This window comes from Glycomyces sp. NPDC049804 (genome assembly GCF_040674615.1).
Taxonomy (GTDB): domain Bacteria; phylum Actinomycetota; class Actinomycetes; order Mycobacteriales; family Micromonosporaceae; genus Glycomyces; species Glycomyces niveus.
This window is the reverse complement of sequence record NZ_JBFAMQ010000005.1, coordinates 299,800-315,530: the sequence shown is the minus strand read 5'-3', so window position 1 is coordinate 315,530 and position 15,731 is coordinate 299,800. Positions and strand designations below refer to the sequence as shown.

Annotated in this window: 16 protein-coding genes and 3 pseudogenes; 10 read left to right on the top strand and 9 right to left on the bottom strand. The window is 72.2% G+C overall.

Translation table 11 applies throughout. The features are described 5' to 3' along the window. Window positions 1-18: 18 nt before the first annotated feature. Window positions 19-2,445 carry a S8 family serine peptidase gene (locus AB0K52_RS10525; RefSeq protein ID WP_363529187.1) on the top strand — a complete coding sequence of 809 codons (2,427 nt, stop codon included), beginning with the start codon at window positions 19-21 and terminating at the stop codon, window positions 2,443-2,445. 57 nt (window positions 2,446-2,502) lie between these two features. Here the strand turns inward: AB0K52_RS10525 and AB0K52_RS10520 are convergent, their stop codons facing one another. The 4 genes and pseudogenes from AB0K52_RS10520 to AB0K52_RS10505 form a co-directional block, all read right to left on the bottom strand. After that, window positions 2,503-2,823 (bottom strand): hypothetical protein, encoded by a 321-nt coding sequence (locus AB0K52_RS10520; protein WP_363529184.1) that lies wholly within the window; start codon window positions 2,821-2,823, stop codon window positions 2,503-2,505. An 83-nt stretch (window positions 2,824-2,906) separates the two neighbouring features. Then, on the bottom strand, window positions 2,907-3,257 hold the full coding sequence (locus AB0K52_RS10515) for a hypothetical protein (protein ID WP_363529182.1): 351 nt from the start codon (window positions 3,255-3,257) through the stop codon (window positions 2,907-2,909). A 20-nt stretch (window positions 3,258-3,277) separates the two neighbouring features. Next, window positions 3,278-4,072, bottom strand: a complete 795-nt coding sequence (locus tag AB0K52_RS10510) for an ABC transporter permease (protein WP_363529179.1) — start codon at window positions 4,070-4,072, stop codon at window positions 3,278-3,280. Window positions 4,073-4,152: 80 nt separating this feature from the next. Beyond that, a pseudogene (locus AB0K52_RS10505) lies at window positions 4,153-4,785 on the bottom strand (ATP-binding cassette domain-containing protein); the annotation flags it as partial. A 58-nt stretch (window positions 4,786-4,843) separates the two neighbouring features. Between AB0K52_RS10505 and AB0K52_RS10500 the strand changes: the two are divergent. From AB0K52_RS10500 to AB0K52_RS10490, 3 genes are read left to right on the top strand one after another with little or no spacing between them, the layout of a single operon-like run. Continuing rightward, entirely contained in the window at window positions 4,844-5,242 is a 399-nt protein-coding gene (locus AB0K52_RS10500) for a GntR family transcriptional regulator (RefSeq protein ID WP_363529176.1), read from the top strand. Next, window positions 5,239-6,381, top strand: coding sequence for a hypothetical protein (locus AB0K52_RS10495; protein WP_363529173.1), 1,143 nt, complete (start codon window positions 5,239-5,241; stop codon window positions 6,379-6,381). The genes AB0K52_RS10500 and AB0K52_RS10495 overlap by 4 nt, the downstream gene beginning before the upstream one ends. A 20-nt stretch (window positions 6,382-6,401) precedes the next feature. After that, on the top strand, window positions 6,402-7,259 hold the full coding sequence (locus AB0K52_RS10490; RefSeq protein ID WP_363529170.1) for a serine hydrolase: 858 nt from the start codon (window positions 6,402-6,404) through the stop codon (window positions 7,257-7,259). Window positions 7,260-7,300: 41 nt separating this feature from the next. Here the strand turns inward: AB0K52_RS10490 and AB0K52_RS10485 are convergent. Then, window positions 7,301-7,552: pseudogene (locus AB0K52_RS10485) on the bottom strand (LysR family transcriptional regulator); the annotation flags it as partial. A gap of 92 nt (window positions 7,553-7,644) precedes the next feature. Here AB0K52_RS10485 and AB0K52_RS10480 point away from each other — a divergent pair. Both AB0K52_RS10480 and AB0K52_RS10475 read left to right on the top strand, forming a co-directional pair. After that, window positions 7,645-8,604, top strand: coding sequence for an MBL fold metallo-hydrolase (locus tag AB0K52_RS10480; protein WP_363529165.1), 960 nt, complete (start codon window positions 7,645-7,647; stop codon window positions 8,602-8,604). Beyond that, the gene (locus AB0K52_RS10475; protein ID WP_363529162.1) at window positions 8,594-9,427 is read left to right on the top strand and encodes an MBL fold metallo-hydrolase; all 834 of its coding nucleotides are present in this window, start codon (window positions 8,594-8,596) and stop codon (window positions 9,425-9,427) included. Before AB0K52_RS10480 ends, AB0K52_RS10475 begins: the two co-directional genes overlap by 11 nt. Here the strand turns inward: AB0K52_RS10475 and AB0K52_RS10470 are convergent. Beyond that, entirely contained in the window at window positions 9,424-10,029 is a 606-nt protein-coding gene (locus AB0K52_RS10470) for a response regulator transcription factor (RefSeq protein ID WP_363529159.1), read from the bottom strand. The genes AB0K52_RS10475 and AB0K52_RS10470 overlap by 4 nt on opposite strands. Beyond that, window positions 10,026-11,282 carry a histidine kinase gene (locus AB0K52_RS10465; protein ID WP_363529156.1) on the bottom strand — a complete coding sequence of 419 codons (1,257 nt, stop codon included), beginning with the start codon at window positions 11,280-11,282 and terminating at the stop codon, window positions 10,026-10,028. Before AB0K52_RS10465 ends, AB0K52_RS10470 begins: the two co-directional genes overlap by 4 nt. Before the next feature lie 122 nt (window positions 11,283-11,404). Here AB0K52_RS10465 and AB0K52_RS10460 point away from each other — a divergent pair, with 122 nt between their 5' ends. Genes AB0K52_RS10460 through AB0K52_RS10450 form a run of 3 tightly spaced genes read left to right on the top strand, consistent with a single transcriptional unit; the run spans window position 11,405 to window position 13,314 of the window. Beyond that, window positions 11,405-12,328 (top strand): ABC transporter ATP-binding protein, encoded by a 924-nt coding sequence (locus tag AB0K52_RS10460; RefSeq protein ID WP_363529153.1) that lies wholly within the window; start codon window positions 11,405-11,407, stop codon window positions 12,326-12,328. A gap of 16 nt (window positions 12,329-12,344) precedes the next feature. Beyond that, window positions 12,345-13,070 carry an ABC transporter permease gene (locus tag AB0K52_RS10455; protein ID WP_363529150.1) on the top strand — a complete coding sequence of 242 codons (726 nt, stop codon included), beginning with the start codon at window positions 12,345-12,347 and terminating at the stop codon, window positions 13,068-13,070. 22 nt (window positions 13,071-13,092) lie between these two features. Then, window positions 13,093-13,314 (top strand): hypothetical protein, encoded by a 222-nt coding sequence (locus tag AB0K52_RS10450; protein ID WP_363529148.1) that lies wholly within the window; start codon window positions 13,093-13,095, stop codon window positions 13,312-13,314. Window positions 13,315-13,498: 184 nt separating this feature from the next. Here the strand turns inward: AB0K52_RS10450 and AB0K52_RS10445 are convergent, their stop codons facing one another. Together AB0K52_RS10445 and AB0K52_RS10440 are read right to left on the bottom strand one after the other, a co-directional pair. Continuing rightward, window positions 13,499-13,882 (bottom strand): cellulose binding domain-containing protein, encoded by a 384-nt coding sequence (locus tag AB0K52_RS10445; protein ID WP_363529543.1) that lies wholly within the window; start codon window positions 13,880-13,882, stop codon window positions 13,499-13,501. Next, window positions 13,862-14,818: pseudogene (locus tag AB0K52_RS10440) on the bottom strand (non-reducing end alpha-L-arabinofuranosidase family hydrolase); the annotation flags it as partial. The gene AB0K52_RS10445 and the pseudogene AB0K52_RS10440, both read right to left, overlap by 21 nt. Before the next feature lie 306 nt (window positions 14,819-15,124). Here AB0K52_RS10440 and AB0K52_RS10435 point away from each other — a divergent pair. Next, window positions 15,125-15,664, top strand: coding sequence for a DinB family protein (locus AB0K52_RS10435; protein WP_363529145.1), 540 nt, complete (start codon window positions 15,125-15,127; stop codon window positions 15,662-15,664). Window positions 15,665-15,731: the final 67 nt, after the last annotated feature.

The following is a 15,731-nucleotide window of genomic DNA, read 5'->3' as shown; positions in this document are numbered from 1 at the left end:
CCTCCGAAGAAGGCCGCCATGTCCAGACTCCTCGTCACCCTCCGGCGCACCGACGACCGCGACACCGTCCTCGAGACCGGGATGGAAGTCCTCGCCGAATACCCCGACCAGCTCCTCGTCACCGGCACCCCCCGTCAGGCCCGCGACCTCGCCGCGCAGGGCCTCGAGACCACGCCCCTGCCCGAGCAGCCCGTCCAGACCGCCGGCGCCAGCTTCCAGTTCGCCGCCGCCCTCGACGCCCAGGCCGCCGTCACCCTCGCCCCCGAACCCGGCCGCACCGCCTACTACCTCGTCAAACTCATCGGCCCGCCCACCGCCGCCTGGCTCGACGAGCTCGCCGCGGCCGGAGCCGACCTCCACGGCAGCCTCTCCGGCTTCACCATGCTCGCCGGGTTCCTTCCCGAACGCGCCGAAGCGATCCGGGGCCTCGGCTTCGTCGAGGAGGTCACCCCCTACCGGCCCGCCATGAAGGTCTCCCCGAAACTCCACCCCGCGCCCCGGCGCCACCTCGACGCCGCCTACCTCGCGGCGGTCGACCCCGACGACTTCACCGACGACGGCCCCGAGATGATCGAGGTCGCCCTCTTCCCCGGCGAGGACACCGCCGCGCTGGCCCGCCGCATCCGGGACGCGGGCGGCTCGGTGCTCACCGTCCTTCCCAAGTCGCTCGTGGCGAGCGTCCCGCGCTCGCTCATCGCCGACCTCGCCGAACGCGAAGGCGTGCAAGCGATCGTGCCCTACGCGTTCTCCCAGACCAGCAACGACCAGGCGGCCGCGGTCATGGGCGTCCCGGCCGACCACCGCTTCGGCGACCTCGCGCTCACCGGTGCGGGCCAGATCGTGGCCGTGGCCGACTCCGGGCTCGACAACGGCGACCCGGAGACCGTGCACGCCGACGTGCGCGGCCGCGTCGCCGCGATCACCTCCTGGCCGACCCGGGAAGTCCTGGCGCCGTTCACGAACGACCCGCCCGGCCACGACGACGGCCCGGCCGACACCGACTCCGGGCACGGCACGCACGTCGCCGGCTCGGTCCTCGGCAACGGCGAGGCGGCCCGCCAGGCCGGGGCGAGCCCGGTCCCCGCCGGCATCGCCCCTGAGGCCACGCTCTTCTTCCAGGCGATCAACCAGCGCATCCGCTGGAAGTCCCGCGCCGAACTCGCCGCCGCCGGCCTGCGTCCCTTCACGACCCCGTGGCCGCCGCCCGAATCAGGCCTGTACGGCATCCCCGGCGACATCGGCGCGCTCTTCGCCGAGGCCTACGAGGCGGGCGCGCGCGTCCACACCAACTCCTGGGGCGCACCGGTCGCGGGGGAGTACGGGCAGAACGCGCGGGCCGTCGACGAGTTCATGTGGACGCACCCGGACATGCTGGTGCTCTTCGCGGCCGGGAACGACGGCGCGGATGCCGACAACGACGGCCGCATCGACCCCGACTCGATGGGCTCGCCCGGCACCGCCAAGAACTGCCTCACCGTGGGCGCCAGCGAGAACACGCGCCCGAGCGGCTCCGAACCCCCGCCCGGCCTCGACCGCAGCTGGAGCCAGTGGGGCCGCTACCAGAAGCTCGGCGCGGCCGGCCACGTCTCGGACGACCCCGACGGCATGGCCGCGTTCTCCTCGCGCGGCCCCACCGACGACCTGCGCATCAAGCCCGACGTGGTCGCTCCGGGCACCAACGTCCTCTCCATGCTCACCTCGGTGTACGCCGGGGACGGCGAGCCCCTGTGGGGCCGCCTGCCCGAGGGCCATCCGCTGCGCGACCACTACTGCTGGAGCGGCGGCACGAGCATGGCCACCCCGCTCGTCGCGGGCGCGGCGGCGCTGGTGCGCCAGCACCTCGTCGCGCAGGGCCACACCGAGGACGGCCGCCGCCCCTCCGCCGCGCTCCTCAAGGCGCTCTTGGTGAACGGCGCGGTCGCGATCCCCGGCCAGTACCCCGGGGAGATCCCTGAGGGCCCGAACCCGGTGAGCGGCTTCGGTCGCATCGACGTCGCCGGCGCCATCGGCGCCGCGCACCTCAGCCGCTTCGCCGACGCCCCCGCCGACGCCGTCTCGACCGGCGAGATCCGCCGCTACCGGATCGAGGCGGCCGACCCCGAGCAGCCGCTCAAGATCACGCTCGTGTGGACGGACGCGCCCTCGCTCGAAGGCCTGGGCGGGCTCGTGAACGAGCTGTACCTGCAGCTCGAGACGCCCTCGGGCGACGTGGTGAACTGGGACGCCAACCCGGCCACCCGCGTCATCAACAACGTCCAGCAGATCACCGTCACCGCACCTGAGGACGGCGTCTACACCGTCCGCGTCCGCGGCGTCTCGGTCACACAGCCCGCGCCGGGCGCGGCGCCCACCGGCGGCCTCCGCCAGGACTTCGCCCTCGCCGTCGCGAACGCGGTCGCCGAAGACACCGGCGACGCCGCCCTCGCCCCGATGACCGCCCGCTGAACGAACGAGGCGGGCGCCACCTGGGCACCCGCCTCGCCTTCACCAGATGCGTCCGGCTCAACCGCCGTCCTGCCGCACCAGCGGCGGATGGAACAGGACTTCGACGTACACGATCCGCTCGTCGACGACGTCGAGGATGAGCATGCCCTCCTCGGGATCGAGCAGGACATTGCGGTGGCCCGGCCCGTACGGCGTCCCGGGCGGATGCTCAGAGGTGCGGAAGCTCTGGCAGAAGTCGTCCTCGCAGCCGCAGGGCGCGACGAGCCGGAGGTCGTGCGCCACGATCGCCAGATACCGCTCGCCCTCGGCCTCGAGCAGCCGGGCCAGCTCGGCGACGAGGTCGGGATACACCTCCCGGACCAGCGGATACTCCTCCATGAGCGCCAAGCATAACGAGCACCCGCCGCCACTGGAAACGCGTTCGCCCCGCCGCCGGACGCGCCGGGTACGCGCGAACACCCTCAGAGCCGGGCACGCATCGCGGCCACGGCCGCTTCCGGGTCGTCCACTTCGAGCAGCAGCCGGTCGTACTGCGCGCCGTCGAGTTCGACGACGATCGCGCGATCCGGGTCCGCGACGTCCCAGAAGTCGCGGCTGCCGCCGCGCCGGAACGAGCCGAGGTTCACGAGGCCGGGGATGTTGGTGGCCACGCCCCAGCGCGCGCCCGGGAATGCCCGGGCAGCCGCCGGGTCCGCGCGGACGGCCGTGACCGCCGCGAGCGGGATCGCCAGCGGCCGCCAGCGCCCGAAGACCCGCCGGGCTCCGCTGAGCCGGACCGTCAGATGCGTGTCGGTGTATTCAAGTACCGCCATGTCGTTCTCCTCCTTTTCGCTCAGGTCACATCGCGGCGCAGGGGCAGCAGCACGGCTGCTCCGGCCGCCAGCAGGGCATAGGCGAGCAGCACCAGCGCGCCGAGCGCGGGCGGCAGCAGCGCCGTGGCCGAGCCGGTGACCTCAATGGCGGCCTCGCCCATGAGGCTCGCCTGGGTCAGGGCGGCGGTCGCGCCGCCGGGCAGGAACGGGTAGACGGCGCTGACGCCGGGGATGACGGCCAGCAGGTGCTCCACCATGTACAGGTACGCCCCGAGCACGGCGAGCGCCGCGGTCTGCTCCCGCAGCAGGGCCCCGACGCCCACGCCGATGACCGTGTAGGCGGTCATCGTGACCGCGAGGCCGGCGAGGATGCCCGCCGCGGTCCCCACCGGCGCCCCGACCTCGACGCCCCTGATCGCGGCGCCGCCGTAGAGCCCCGCTGCCGCCGAGCCGGCGACGATGAGGCCGTACCCGGTCCCCGCGACGGCGTACGCCGCGAGTTTGGCCGCGAGCACCTGGTGCCGCTGTGGCGCGAACAGGAACGTGTAGGTGATGGTGCCGTGCCGGTACTCCGAGGTCACCGCGAGCGCCCCGAACAGGGCGGGGGCGAGCACCGTGAAACCGATCAGGCTGAGCACGAGGCGCGCCCCCGCCTCGGTCTCGATCCCGGGCATCGGCGGGTCGAAGTTCTCGGGCCCGACGAGCACGGCCATGGCGGTGAGCGCGCCGCCGGACAGCACCGCTACGGGCGGTCCCCATTTCCACAGCGGGGTGGTGAACAGTCGGCGCAGTTCGGCGCGGATGAGGCGGTTCACGCCGCGGCTCCGATCAGTCGGAGGAAGGCCTCTTCGAGACCGGTCGCGTCAGTGGTCAAGGCGTGCAGGGAACCCGTGGTGACGACCCTGCCGTGGTGCATGACGACCACGTCGTCGACGAGCCGTTCCGCTTCGGACAGGACGTGGCTCGCGACGAGGACCGTGCGGCCTTCGGCGGCGAGGTCCCGAAGGAGGCGGCGCAGCCAGGCGATGCCTTCGGGGTCGAGTCCGTTGGTGGGCTCGTCGAGGATCAGGACGGGCGGGTCGCCGAGGAGCGCGGTGGCGAGGTTGAGGCGCTGGCGCATGCCGGTGGAGTAGCCGCCGGTCCTGCGGTCGGCGGTGTCGGCGATGCCGGTGAGCGCCAAGACCTCGGTGATGCGCGCAGCCGGGACGCCGAGCATGTCGGCGTAGACGCGCAAGTGGTCGCGGCCGGTGCGGGCGGGGTGGAAGTTGGAGGCCTCCAGGACCGCGCCGACCGTGCGCGCGGGCTCGTGGAGGTCGCGGTACCGGCGTCCTCCGATGCGGGCGGTGCCCGCGTCGGGGGCGACGAGGCCGAGCAGCATCCGGAGGGTGGTGGTCTTGCCGGAGCCGTTGGGGCCGAGGAAGCCGGTGACGCGGCCGGGCTCGACGCCGAACGTCGCGTCGGTGACTGCCGTGACCGGCCCGAAGCGCTTCGTGAGCCCCTGGATTTCGAGGCGGTGCGGTGGGTGCATCGCATAACTCCATCTCTTCTATCTGTTCTAGTTCATGTATATCAGATAGACTTGAGGCATGCGAATCACGCTTGCGGTCGACAGCGAGATCCCGATCTATCAGCAGATCCGGGACCAGATCGTCACCGCCATCGCCACGGGAGAACTCCCCGCGGAGACGCCGCTGCCCTCCACCCGGCAGCTCGGGGCCGACCTCGCGGTCAACTTCCACACCGTCAACAAGGCCTACGACCTGCTGCGGCACGAAGGGTTCATTCGCGTCAACCGCAAGAGCGGCGCGGTGATCCGCCGCGACCGGACCACACCGCCCGACCCGGGCGTCGCCGACGCCTGGCAGGGACGGCTCGCGATCATGCTCGCCGAAGCCGTCGCCCACGGCCTCGGCCGCGAGGAGGTCCTGGACCGCACCGCGCAGACGCTCGACTCGTTCACCGCCACCGAGAGGACCGACCGGTGACCCTCCCGCTCATCACCCTGCTCTTGACCGTGGCGCTCGTGACCGCGGTCTGGCGCGCCGTCCCGGCGCTCGCCCGGCCCGGCCTCCCGTTCGGCGTCGCCGTCCCGCCCGACCGGACCGACGATCCGGCGATCGCCCAGGTTCGCGAACGCTTCGCCCGCACCGTGATCGCGTCCGGAATCGGCACCGCGGCGCTCGCGCTCCCCGCGGCGCTCCTGCTCGATCCCGAAGTGGTGACCGCGGTGGCGGTCGTCGCACTGGTCCTGTCCGACACCGTCGCCTATGCGCTCGCGGGTCGTCGACTGCGAGCCGCCAAGACCGACGGCGACTGGTACGCCGGCGCGAAGCAGGCCGTCACCGCCGACCTCGGCTTCCGCGCCGACCCCGTGCGCGTGCCCTGGCTCCGGGCGATCCCCGCCGCCCTCATCTTCTCCGCCACCGCCGCGATCGGCCTCGCCCGCGCCGGCTCACTCCCCGCCACGCTTCCCGGCCTCGACGGACTCACCCTCGACAGCGGACCGCGCGTCCCCACGGGCTTCCTCACCGCGGCGAACCCCGTACTGGCGCAGGCCGCCGTCGCCATCGCCGTCCCGCTGCTCTTGGCCGCGATCCTGCGGTCCCGACCCGAAGTCGACGCCGCCCGCCCCGCCGACTCGGCCCGCCGCTACCGGATCTACCTCCGCAGCCTCGCGAACCTCCTGCTGCTCGCCGCCGCTTGCGTCAACCTCACGCTCCTCGGGATCGCCCTGCGCCTGTGGGAGATCGTCCCGCCCGCAGTCGCGGCCACCGCCCTGATCTTCGCGCCCCTCGCCGCCGCAGTGGCCGCGGCCGTGGTCTTCGAGTTCCGCGTCGGCGCGGGCGGCCACCGCCTCCCCGCCGGCCCGCCCGAGGACACCGGCCTCGTGCAGCGCGACGTCGACCGGCACTGGCACCTCGGCGGTTTCGTCTACGCCAACCGGAGCGACCCGGCGATCCTCGTCCACCAGCGCGCTGGCGGATCACAATGGACCGTTAACCTCGGCCACCCCGTCGGCTGGGGCGTCGCCGCCCTCGTCGTCGTCATCACCGTCCTCGCGATCGGCGCCGCCGTCTTGGACGGGCTCGGCCTCGTCGACCTGCCGAGCACCCGCGGCCTGTGACCGGCGGACCAGGAGTGCCAATGGACCTCGAGCAGTACTTCGCGCCCTTGGGCGCCAACGTCTCCGCCCACATCCGCGACCTCGCCGACGGGCGCGGCGTCGGCGTGCGCGAGCACGACCCGGTGATCCTCGTGTCGGTGGTCAAGCTCTTCATCGCCTGGGAGTTCCGGTCGCAGGTCGAAGCGGGGCTCATCGACCCCGCCGCGCCCGTGCGCGTCACCGCCGCCGACCGGCTCGGCGGCACCGGCGTGGCCGGATTCCGCTACGACTCGCAGATCGCCGTGTGGGACCTGGCGTCGCTCATGATGGAGGTCTCCGACAACTCCGCCGCCGATCTCGTCGTCAAGCACATGGGCGCGGGCGCCCTGCGCAGCCTGCCCTCGCGACTCGGCCTCAAGCGCACCCGGCTGCTCGGCTCGCCCCGCACCATCCTCGAGGAGGTCGCCCGCGATCTCGACATCGCCGACCTCGAATCGCTCGCCCACGTCCTCCAGAGCGGCGCGGTGACCACCGCCGAACTGCGCGCCACCAGCGCCTGGGACCCCCTGCGCACCAACGCGTCCACACCCGCCGATATGACCGCGTTCCTGCGGTGCATATGGAACGGCCCCGCGCCCGTGGCCGCCGACGTGCGCCACTGGATGGGCCGCCAGCTCACCGGCGGCCGCCTCTCCCGCCTCGCCCCCAGCACCGTCAAGCCCTTCGGCCGCTCCGGTTCGCTCCCCGGCTGGCTCAACGAGGTCGCCGTCTGGGAGTGGCCCGACGGCCGCCGCCATGCCATCGCCGTCTTCGCGCAGGTCACGCGCGGCAACTTCCGCGAAGTCGAACTCGCCATGAGCCGAGCCGCCCTCGCCCTCACCGAAGCGCTCGATCAGTAGAGCGCCGACCACGGCCGCGGCGGATTCGCCGGGTCCGTCTCGGCCGCCCGCCGCACCAGCGTCCGCATCCGCTGATGCGCCCGCAGCAGCTCCGGCGCCTCCCGCATGAGCACGTGGCCCGCCGGCGTCAAGCGCACCTGCCCGCCGCCGCGGTCGAACAGCTCCGCGCCCAGCTCCTTCTCGAGCCGCCGGATGCGCTGGCTCAACGGCGGCTGCTCCATGCCCAGGCGCTCCGCGGCCCGCCCGAAGTGACGTTCCTCTCCAACCGCCAGGAAGCACTCCAAGTGCCGCATGATGTCCACGCGGCAACGATATCAACGGCCGTATCGGTCCATAGGCGCGTTGATATTGGACGCCGGGGGACACTTCGGTTTGAATGTCCGCCATGAACACTCCGAACGATCCCACGCCGCCGATCCGCCGCCGCGGCCTGCTCATCGGCACCGGCGCCACCGCGCTGGCCGCGACCGCCACGGTCGGCGGCATCGCCGCCGCCCAGGAGGACGACGCGCAGCCCGAGGCTCCGGCGGTGCGGCTGCGCTGGCTCGGTACGAACGCCTGGGAGTTCACGACCGCGAACGCGACCGTCCTCATCGACCCGTGGGTGAGCCGGTTCCCGACCGGCGCCTACACGGAGGCGGGCGCCGACCCCGAGACCGAGATCGAGGTCCACGAGGACGTGGTCGACGAGCACCTGCCGAAGGCCGACACCATCCTCGTCACGCACGGCCACTGGGACCACATCGCCGACGTCCCGTACCTCGCGACCCGCACGGGCGCGACGGTGCTGGGCACCGAGACGCACCTGAACCTGCTGCGCGCCATGGACGCCCCGGAGGCGCAGCTCTCGCAGGTCCTCGGCGGCGAGCTCTACCAGTTCGACGGCTACACCGTCGAGGTCTTCCGGTCCTCGCACTCCGCGAGCGGCGAGCACAAGCGGATCCTGTTCGGCGGCACCCGCCCCGGTGAGGTCCCCAAGCGCCCCAAGAAGATCAAGGACCTTGTAGAGGGCGGCAGCCTCACCTTCCTGCTCGACTTCGGCGGCGTCTCGTTCTTCAACGCCGGCTCGGCGAACTTCCACGAGCACGAGATCGCGCACCTGCGCCCGACGGCCGTGTTCGTGCAGCCCGGCGGCGCGCACACTCCCGGGTACGTCGAGCGGCTGCTGGAGGCGACGGGCTTTCCGCCGTATGTGATCGCGACGCACTGGGACGACTTCGACAAGCCGCTCACCGAGCCCGCCGTCCCCGGCGGCGACGTGGAGGCCCTGCGCGAGCGCGTGGCCGCCGCCAGCCCCGACTCCGAGTTCCTCCTCATCGACCACCTGGAGAGCCATGACTTCTGAGGTCACCGTCCGCTGGCTGGGCACCAACGCCTGGGAGGTGACGGGCGGCGGCACCACGGTGCTGGTCGACCCGTACGTCTCGCGCACCTACACCGGCGCGACCAAGCCCGGCGAGTTCGACCCGGACACGCCGATCACGATCGACGAGGCCGCGATCGACGAGCACATCGCCACCGCCGACTCGATCCTGATCACGCACGCGCACTTCGACCACATCGCCGACGTCCCGTACGTCGCCGCGAAGACCGGCGCCACGGTGCTGGGCACCGAGACGCACTTGAACCTGCTGCGTGCCATGGACACCCCCGAGGAGCAGCTGGCGCAGGTCGGCGGCGGCGAGTTGTACCAGTTCGAGGGCTACACGGTGGAGGTCTTCCGGTCCTCCCACGGCGTCACCGGCAAGCACAAGAGCCTGCTGTTCCCGGGCACGCGCCCGGGCGAGGCGCCGCGGCGGCCGGAGGTGATCAAGGATCTCGTGGAGGGCGGCAGCCTCGCCTACCTGGTGACGTTCGGCGAGGTCTCGCTGTACTTCAACGCGGTGCCGTCGTTCCATGAGCGCGAGATCGCCGGGATCCGGCCGACGGTGCTGTTCATGCAGGGCCGCAACCCGAACTACCCCGACTACGAGGAGCGGCTGTTCGCGGCGGTCGGCAGCCCGCCGTACGTCATCCCGACGCACTGGGACGACTACGAGGAGCCGCTGACCGAGCCGGCCGTGGACCTCTTCGGCGGCGCGGCCCTGGGGGAGAAGGTCGCCCAGTACAGCCCGGACTCCGAGTTCGTGCTGCTGGACCACCTCGAGTCGTTCACGATCGAACGCTAGATCCAGCCCTGCTCCCAGGCGTGCTGGGCGGCGGCGTGGCGGGTCCTCTTGTCCAGCTTGCGCATCGCGGTCGAGAGGTAGTTGCGCACGGTCCCGGGCGCCAGGTGGAGCTGCGCGGCGATCTCCTCGATCGTGCCGCCGCCCCTGGTCGCGCGGAGCAGGTCGAGCTCCCGCTCGGTCAGGGGCGAGCGGTCCTCGGTGAGGGCCGTCGCGGCGATCTCCGGATCGATGTAGCGGCGGCCCTGCCCGATGTCGCGGATGATCTGGGCGAGCCGCTCGGCCGGGGTGGTCTTGGGGACGAACCCGGAGACGCCCGCGGCGAGGGCCCGGCGCAGCACGCCCGGACGCGCGTGCCGGGTCACGAGCATGACCTTGACGCCGGGACTGGCCTCGCGGATGCGCTCGGCGGCCCACAATCCGTCCTGCGGCGGCATCTCGAGGTCGAGCACCGCGATGTCGGGGAGGCGGGACTCGGCGAGCGTCACCGCGTCGGCGCCGTTGTCGGCCTGGGCGATCACGGTCAGGTCGGGCTCGAGCCCGAGGAGCACGGCCAGCGCTTCGCGCACGAGCGTCTCGTCGTCGGCGACCAGGAGCCGGATCATCGCCGGACCCGCCTGCCCGCGAGCCGCTGCGAGGGCGGCACCCGCCGGGCCTGCGCGCCCTGGCGCTTCGCCTGCGCCCCGCGCTTCGGCTGGGGCTGTGCCTCCGGCTGCGGGCGCGGCACCGTGCCCTTGAGGACGAATCGGTCGCCGTCGTGCACATGCTCGACAGTGCCGCCCGCCTCGGTGAACCGGTCCTTGAGCATGGTCAGGCCGTTGCCGCCCCCGGCCGGGGCGGGCGCGCCGTTGTTCGTCACCGTCACGGTGACCTGCGCGTCGACCTCGATGATCGAGACGTCGGCGGCGGTCGGCTCGGCGTGCCGGATGAGGTTCGTCGTGGCCTCGCGCACGAGCAGGCCCAGCAGCTTCTCGGTGTCCTCGTCGAGCGACGGCGCCGCGTCCGGCACGGTCGCCTGCACGCCCGCCGACTTGAGAATCCTCGCGGCCGAATCGATCTCGTCGGCGAGGGCGACCTTCCGGTACCCGCCCACGACCTCGCGCGTGTCCTTCAGCGCCGTCCGCGCCAGGTCCTCCACCGCCTGCATCTCCGCTTCGGCCCGCTCCGGGTCGACGGCGACGAGCCGCCGCGCGACCTGCGCCTTCAACGTGATCGCCTGCAGATTGCCGCCCTGGATGTCGTGCAGTTCGCCCGCGAACCGCAGCCGCTCCTCGGCGACGGCGAGGTCCGCGGCGAGCCCGCGCGCCTGCTCGAGTTCCCTCGCGACCTGGTAGTGCCACAGCTGGCAGACGATCGCCGTGCCGATCGTGGGCACCATCAGCACCGACACGACCACCGCCTCGGGGGCGACCAGGCCGAGCTGCGCGAGCCCGATGACGGCGCCGATCGCGACCAGGCACGCCCACCCGAGGGCGTACGCGCGCTTCCCGGGCCTGGCCCACAGCGCGAACTCGGCGGCGAGCAGCCCGGCCGGGGCCGCCCACTCGCTCTGGATGAGGCCGGCGCGCGCCTCGACGGCCGCCCCGCCGACGAGCGCGGCGAGCGACAGCGACCAGAACACCTTGCGTCGCAACGGTCCCTGCCCGTGCCAGTGGAGCGCGAGTGCGGCCGTGCAGAACACGACCGAGACCGTCGCGGCCCCGCCCGCCAGCGCCAGGTCGGTGCCGGTCATCCCCGATCCGGCGAGGAACAGCGCGGCCATGAACAGCACGACCGGGCCGGTGCCGATCACGGTGAAGAACGTGTACGTGCGCAGGCGGCGCAGATTCCGCGCCGAGGGCTCAGGTTCAAGGGGCACCCCGAGATTCAACCATTCCGGTCCCGCATGACATCTGTCAGACCGCCCCCACACGTCCGTCACCTGGACCGATGCGGTTCCGGCACTACCTGCGGCCCTTGAGAACCAGCAGGATGGAAGCCATGAACGCGACCACCCGCCAGCCCGCCCCGCCCGTCGAGGTCGCCGACCTCACCTGCCGGTACGGCGCCTACACCGCCGTCGACCGCGCGTCCTTCACCGTCGCCCCCGGCGAGCTCTTCGCGCTCCTGGGCACCAACGGCGCCGGGAAGACCACCACCATCGAGACCGCGACCGGCCTGCGCCGCCCCGCGTCGGGCACCGCCCGCGTCCTCGGCCGCGACCCCTTCAAGCACCGCCGCGAACTCGCCGGCGACGTCGCCGTCATCGGCCAGGAGACCGGCTTCGCCGACGACCTCACCTGCGCCGAGACCCTGCGGCTCTGGACCGACTTGCACCGCCTCGCCCCCCGGCCCGAACTCCTCGAGCGCGTCGACCTCGCCCACCGCGCCGCCGTCCGCGTCGGCGCCCTCTCCGGCGGCGAGCGCCGCCGCCTCGACCTCGCGCTCGCGGTCGCCACCGTGCCGTCCGTGCTCTTCGCCGACGAGCCCACCACCGGCCTCGACCCGGCCTCGCGCCGCCGCACCTGGGGCCTGCTGCGCGAGCTCACCGCGCAGGGCACCGCGGTCGTCCTCACCACCCACTACCTCGACGAGGCCGCCGAACTGGCCGACCATGTGGCGATCATGGACCGCGGCCGCATCGCCCGCTTCGGCACCGTCGCCGAGATCACCGCCTCCTACGAAGCCCGCATCACGATGCGGCCCAGACCCTTCGACCCGATCGCACTGCCCGCCCTCGCGGGCCGCGCGGCGGTCGACGACGGCGTCCTCACGATCCGCACCACCGCCCTCCAGGCCGACCTGCACCGGCTCCTCGACTGGGCCGCCCGCGAAGGCGTCGAACTCGCCGACCTCAAGGCCGGACCGGCCACGTTGGACGAGATCTTCGCCGAACTCGAATCCGAACCCGCCCCCGCCAACTGAAACCGGAGCCCCCGTCATGACCGCACTGACCCTCGCCGCCGCCGAGACCCGCCTGATCCTGCGCAACCGCACCGTCCTCGTCTCCGCCGCGATCCTCCCGCTGATCCTCGGCATCGCCCTGATGAACTCGCCGCTGACCGGCGCCGCCCAGACCGCGGGCGCGCTGGCGGCCGTGCAGCTGGGGATGCTGCTCATGTTCGGGCTGTTCATGCCGATCACGATGACCCTCGCCGCGCGCCGCCAGCAGCTCTACCTCAAGCGCCTGCGCACCTCCCCGGCCTCGACGGCGTCGATCGTGACCGGTCTGGCGAGCCCCCTCGCGCTCATCACCCTGCTGCAGACCGCGGTCGTCCTCGGCATGACGGCCTGGGAGACCGGCACCGCGCCCGCCCACCCCGGGCTCCTCGTGCTCGCGTTCGCCAACGGCGCGATCACCATGACCGCCATCGGGTTCCTGACCGCCTCGTTCACCAAGACCCCCGAGGCCGCGCAGATCACGGTGCTCCCGGGCATGGTCGTGCTCACGATCGGCACCTTCTGGGCCCTCGCGCCGATGGACGGCCCGCGCGGGATCCTGCGCTCGGCGATCCCGGGCGCGGCCCTCACCGAGCTCGCCACCGCCGCCTGGGACGGCGGCGTCGACTTCGCGTCGACCGCGCAGCCGATCGCACTGTCCACGCTGGTCGCGATCGCCGCGGCCCTCGTGGCGGCCCGGCTCTTCCGCTGGCAGCCCCGCGACTAGCACCGACTGGAAAGGCTGAGCCGTGTTCTTCGAAGAGTTCAAGCACTCCCTGCTCTACGCCAAGCTCCCCACCCGCTGGCAGGTCGAGGCCGCCGTCGCGGCGTCGACCTTCGCGATCATGGGCGTCCTGCTCCTGCTGCTGGACGTGGGCGGCCGGACCGTCGCGGTCCTCGGCGCGATCGCCGCCGTCTGGTTCGGCGCCCGCATCGCACTCGTCGCGGTCAAGGGCCGCAAAGCCCCCTGATGGGGCCAGTCCCCCTCGTTCGAACAGCTGATTTACCAAACCGTTGCCGCGCATGCCTTGCCGCGCGGCGCCGCCGGGCCATAGCGTGAGAGCAGCGCACGATGCGCGCTCGGACCCCGTCCCTCATGCACTCCGGTGCCCGCTCCCCAGATCCGGGGGAGCGGGCACCGGCTCGTTCTCCCGGTCAGCCCTGGCAGGTCACCTGCGGGACCGTGCTCGCACCCGAGGCGACGAACCCGAAGGCCTCCCTCGACTGGCCCGCAGCGACGGATCCGTTCCAGCCCACGTCGCCGGCCGTCACCGCCGCCCCCGACTGCGACCAGTCAGCGTTCCACGCCGAGGTGATCTTCTGCGCACCCGGCCAGGTCCAGGTGAGGGTCCAGCCGGTCAGCGCGGCGCTCCCGGCCTTCACGTCGACGCGGCCCTGCCAGCCCGAACCCCAGTCGCCGACCACGGTGACCGTGGCCGTGCACGCGCCCGAAGGCGGCGGCGTGGTCGTGGGCGGCGGCGTGGTCGTCGGCTCCTCGCCCGTGCCGCCGCAGTCGGGGCTGGAGTTGGTCTGCGTCAGCAGCCCCAGCCGCCACGGCAGGTTGTTGTAGTCGCCGCCGGAGTTCGGGTCGCGGCCCTGGTAGAGGTACTGCATGTCGCACAGGTCGACTTCCAGCCGCTGGTCGACCCCGTTGCGGATGAGTTCGCCGTGGCTGATGTCCTGCGTCCACTTCCCGCCGGGGAACGACACGTTCGCCGGCCCGGCGAACGGCTGGTTCTCAGTGGCGGCCAGGGCCGTCCACGGCCCGGCCAGGCTCGTCGACGTCCAGGACCGGAAGTAGCGGCCGTTCGAGCCGATCGCCTCGATGATGAGCAGGTACCGGTCCGTGCCCTCGATCTTGTACACGTTGCTGGCCTCCCAGAGCGCGTACTTGTTCGAGTCCTGCATCGCGATCACCGGTTCGCTCATCCCGTTGGGGAAGTTCGCGACCGAGGTCTGCGAGCGGTAGAGGTGCCCGTTGTCGTCCGAGGAGAACAGGTGGCAGTTGACGTCGTCGCAGGTGACCCACATGTCGACCCAGTAGCCGCTGCCGATGTTGTCCTTGATGATCTGCGGCATGCCCGAGTAGAAGTGCTTCGGCGCCGACCAGCCGTTCGGGTTGGAGATGTCCGCGTTGGTGGAGTAGGAGGCGTTCCCGGTCTGGTAGACGAGGTACCACAGGCCCTGCGGCTCGTAGTAGAACACCTCGGGCGCGGCCCGGTAGCCGGTGCCGATCGCCGAGCGGTCGAGGTAGTGGTGGGTCGCGCTCGCCGCCTGGGACCAGTCGGTGAAGTTGAGGTACACCATGTTGTAGCCGGCGTTGCTCGCGATGGACGCGAACACGTGCCACTTCCCGTTGTGGAAGACCACCGACGGGTCCTTGAGCCCTGCGATGTTCGGATGCGCCGCATCGGGTCTGGGGCCCGCGAGGACCCCGCTGGAATTCCAGGTGAAGCTGGTGGGGAGGGCCGCGGCCTGCGCCGGGGCGGCCGCGTCCTCCTCCGCCTGCTGCGCGTGGGCCGTCAGCCCCGCCGCCATGGTGGCGGCCATCGCGGCGGCGAGCAGCGCTGCGCGCACCACCCGCAACCGCGTTCGGATCGAATGCTTCATGGTTCGTCTCTCCTTGGGGGACAAGGCGTCCACTCGATCATCCCGAAATTTTCGACCAAACCACCGGAAATTACGTGAACGCCAAGACCAGGTTATCGATAAATATCGATGTGTGTAAATGCCGGGCGCGACTGAACTGTTTCCGGCGCCACCCCGGAGTACAGTCCCCCCATGACCGTCATCGACGCCCAAGGCCGCCCCGAACCGCCCGCGGACGGCGACGAGGCCGCCACCCTCATCGGCTTCCTCGACTTCCAGCGCGCCACCCTCGCCTGGAAGACCGCCGGACTCGACGCCGCCGCCCTCAACCGGACCGTCGCCGCCTCCACCATGACGCTGGGCGGCCTCCTCAAACACATGGCCTATGTGGAGACCAGCTGGTTCTCCCGCTCGCTCTTCGGCCGCCCCATGGGCGAACCCTGGGACGACGTCGACTGGAAGGCCGACCGCGACTGGGAATGGCACTCCGCCGCCGAAGACGCACCCGATGCCCTGCGCGCCATGTGGCGACACAGCATCGAAGGGGCCCGCGCCTCCGTCGCCGAGGCGCTGGCCGACGGCGGGCTCGGCCGGGCCGCGCACCTGGTCTGGCCGGACGGCCGCAGCCCGTCGCTCCGGTGGATCCTGTGCCACATGATCGAGGAGTACGCGCGCCACAACGGCCACGCGGACCTCATCCGCGAGGCGATCGACGGCGAGACCGGCGAATGACCAATTCCGACTGGTGCGGTCTGAGATGGAGGTAGCGGACGCGTCGTCGCAGATGCGCTGATTCCAT

Excerpts from the sequence above, each read along its gene's own strand:
- AB0K52_RS10515 (WP_363529182.1), bottom strand. The coding sequence starts at position 3,257 with ATGGCGGTACTTGAATACACCGACACGCATCTGACGGTCCGGCTCAGC.
- AB0K52_RS10480 (WP_363529165.1), top strand. The coding sequence starts at position 7,645 with ATGAACACTCCGAACGATCCCACGCCGCCGATCCGCCGCCGCGGCCTG.
- AB0K52_RS10435 (WP_363529145.1), top strand. The coding sequence starts at position 15,125 with ATGACCGTCATCGACGCCCAAGGCCGCCCCGAACCGCCCGCGGACGGC.
- AB0K52_RS10525 (WP_363529187.1), top strand. The coding sequence starts at position 19 with ATGTCCAGACTCCTCGTCACCCTCCGGCGCACCGACGACCGCGACACC.
- AB0K52_RS10475 (WP_363529162.1), top strand. The coding sequence starts at position 8,594 with ATGACTTCTGAGGTCACCGTCCGCTGGCTGGGCACCAACGCCTGGGAG.
- AB0K52_RS10500 (WP_363529176.1), top strand. The coding sequence starts at position 4,844 with ATGCGAATCACGCTTGCGGTCGACAGCGAGATCCCGATCTATCAGCAG.
- AB0K52_RS10470 (WP_363529159.1), bottom strand. The coding sequence starts at position 10,029 with ATGATCCGGCTCCTGGTCGCCGACGACGAGACGCTCGTGCGCGAAGCG.
- AB0K52_RS10490 (WP_363529170.1), top strand. The coding sequence starts at position 6,402 with ATGGACCTCGAGCAGTACTTCGCGCCCTTGGGCGCCAACGTCTCCGCC.
- AB0K52_RS10460 (WP_363529153.1), top strand. The coding sequence starts at position 11,405 with ATGAACGCGACCACCCGCCAGCCCGCCCCGCCCGTCGAGGTCGCCGAC.
- AB0K52_RS10455 (WP_363529150.1), top strand. The coding sequence starts at position 12,345 with ATGACCGCACTGACCCTCGCCGCCGCCGAGACCCGCCTGATCCTGCGC.
- AB0K52_RS10520 (WP_363529184.1), bottom strand. The coding sequence starts at position 2,823 with ATGGAGGAGTATCCGCTGGTCCGGGAGGTGTATCCCGACCTCGTCGCC.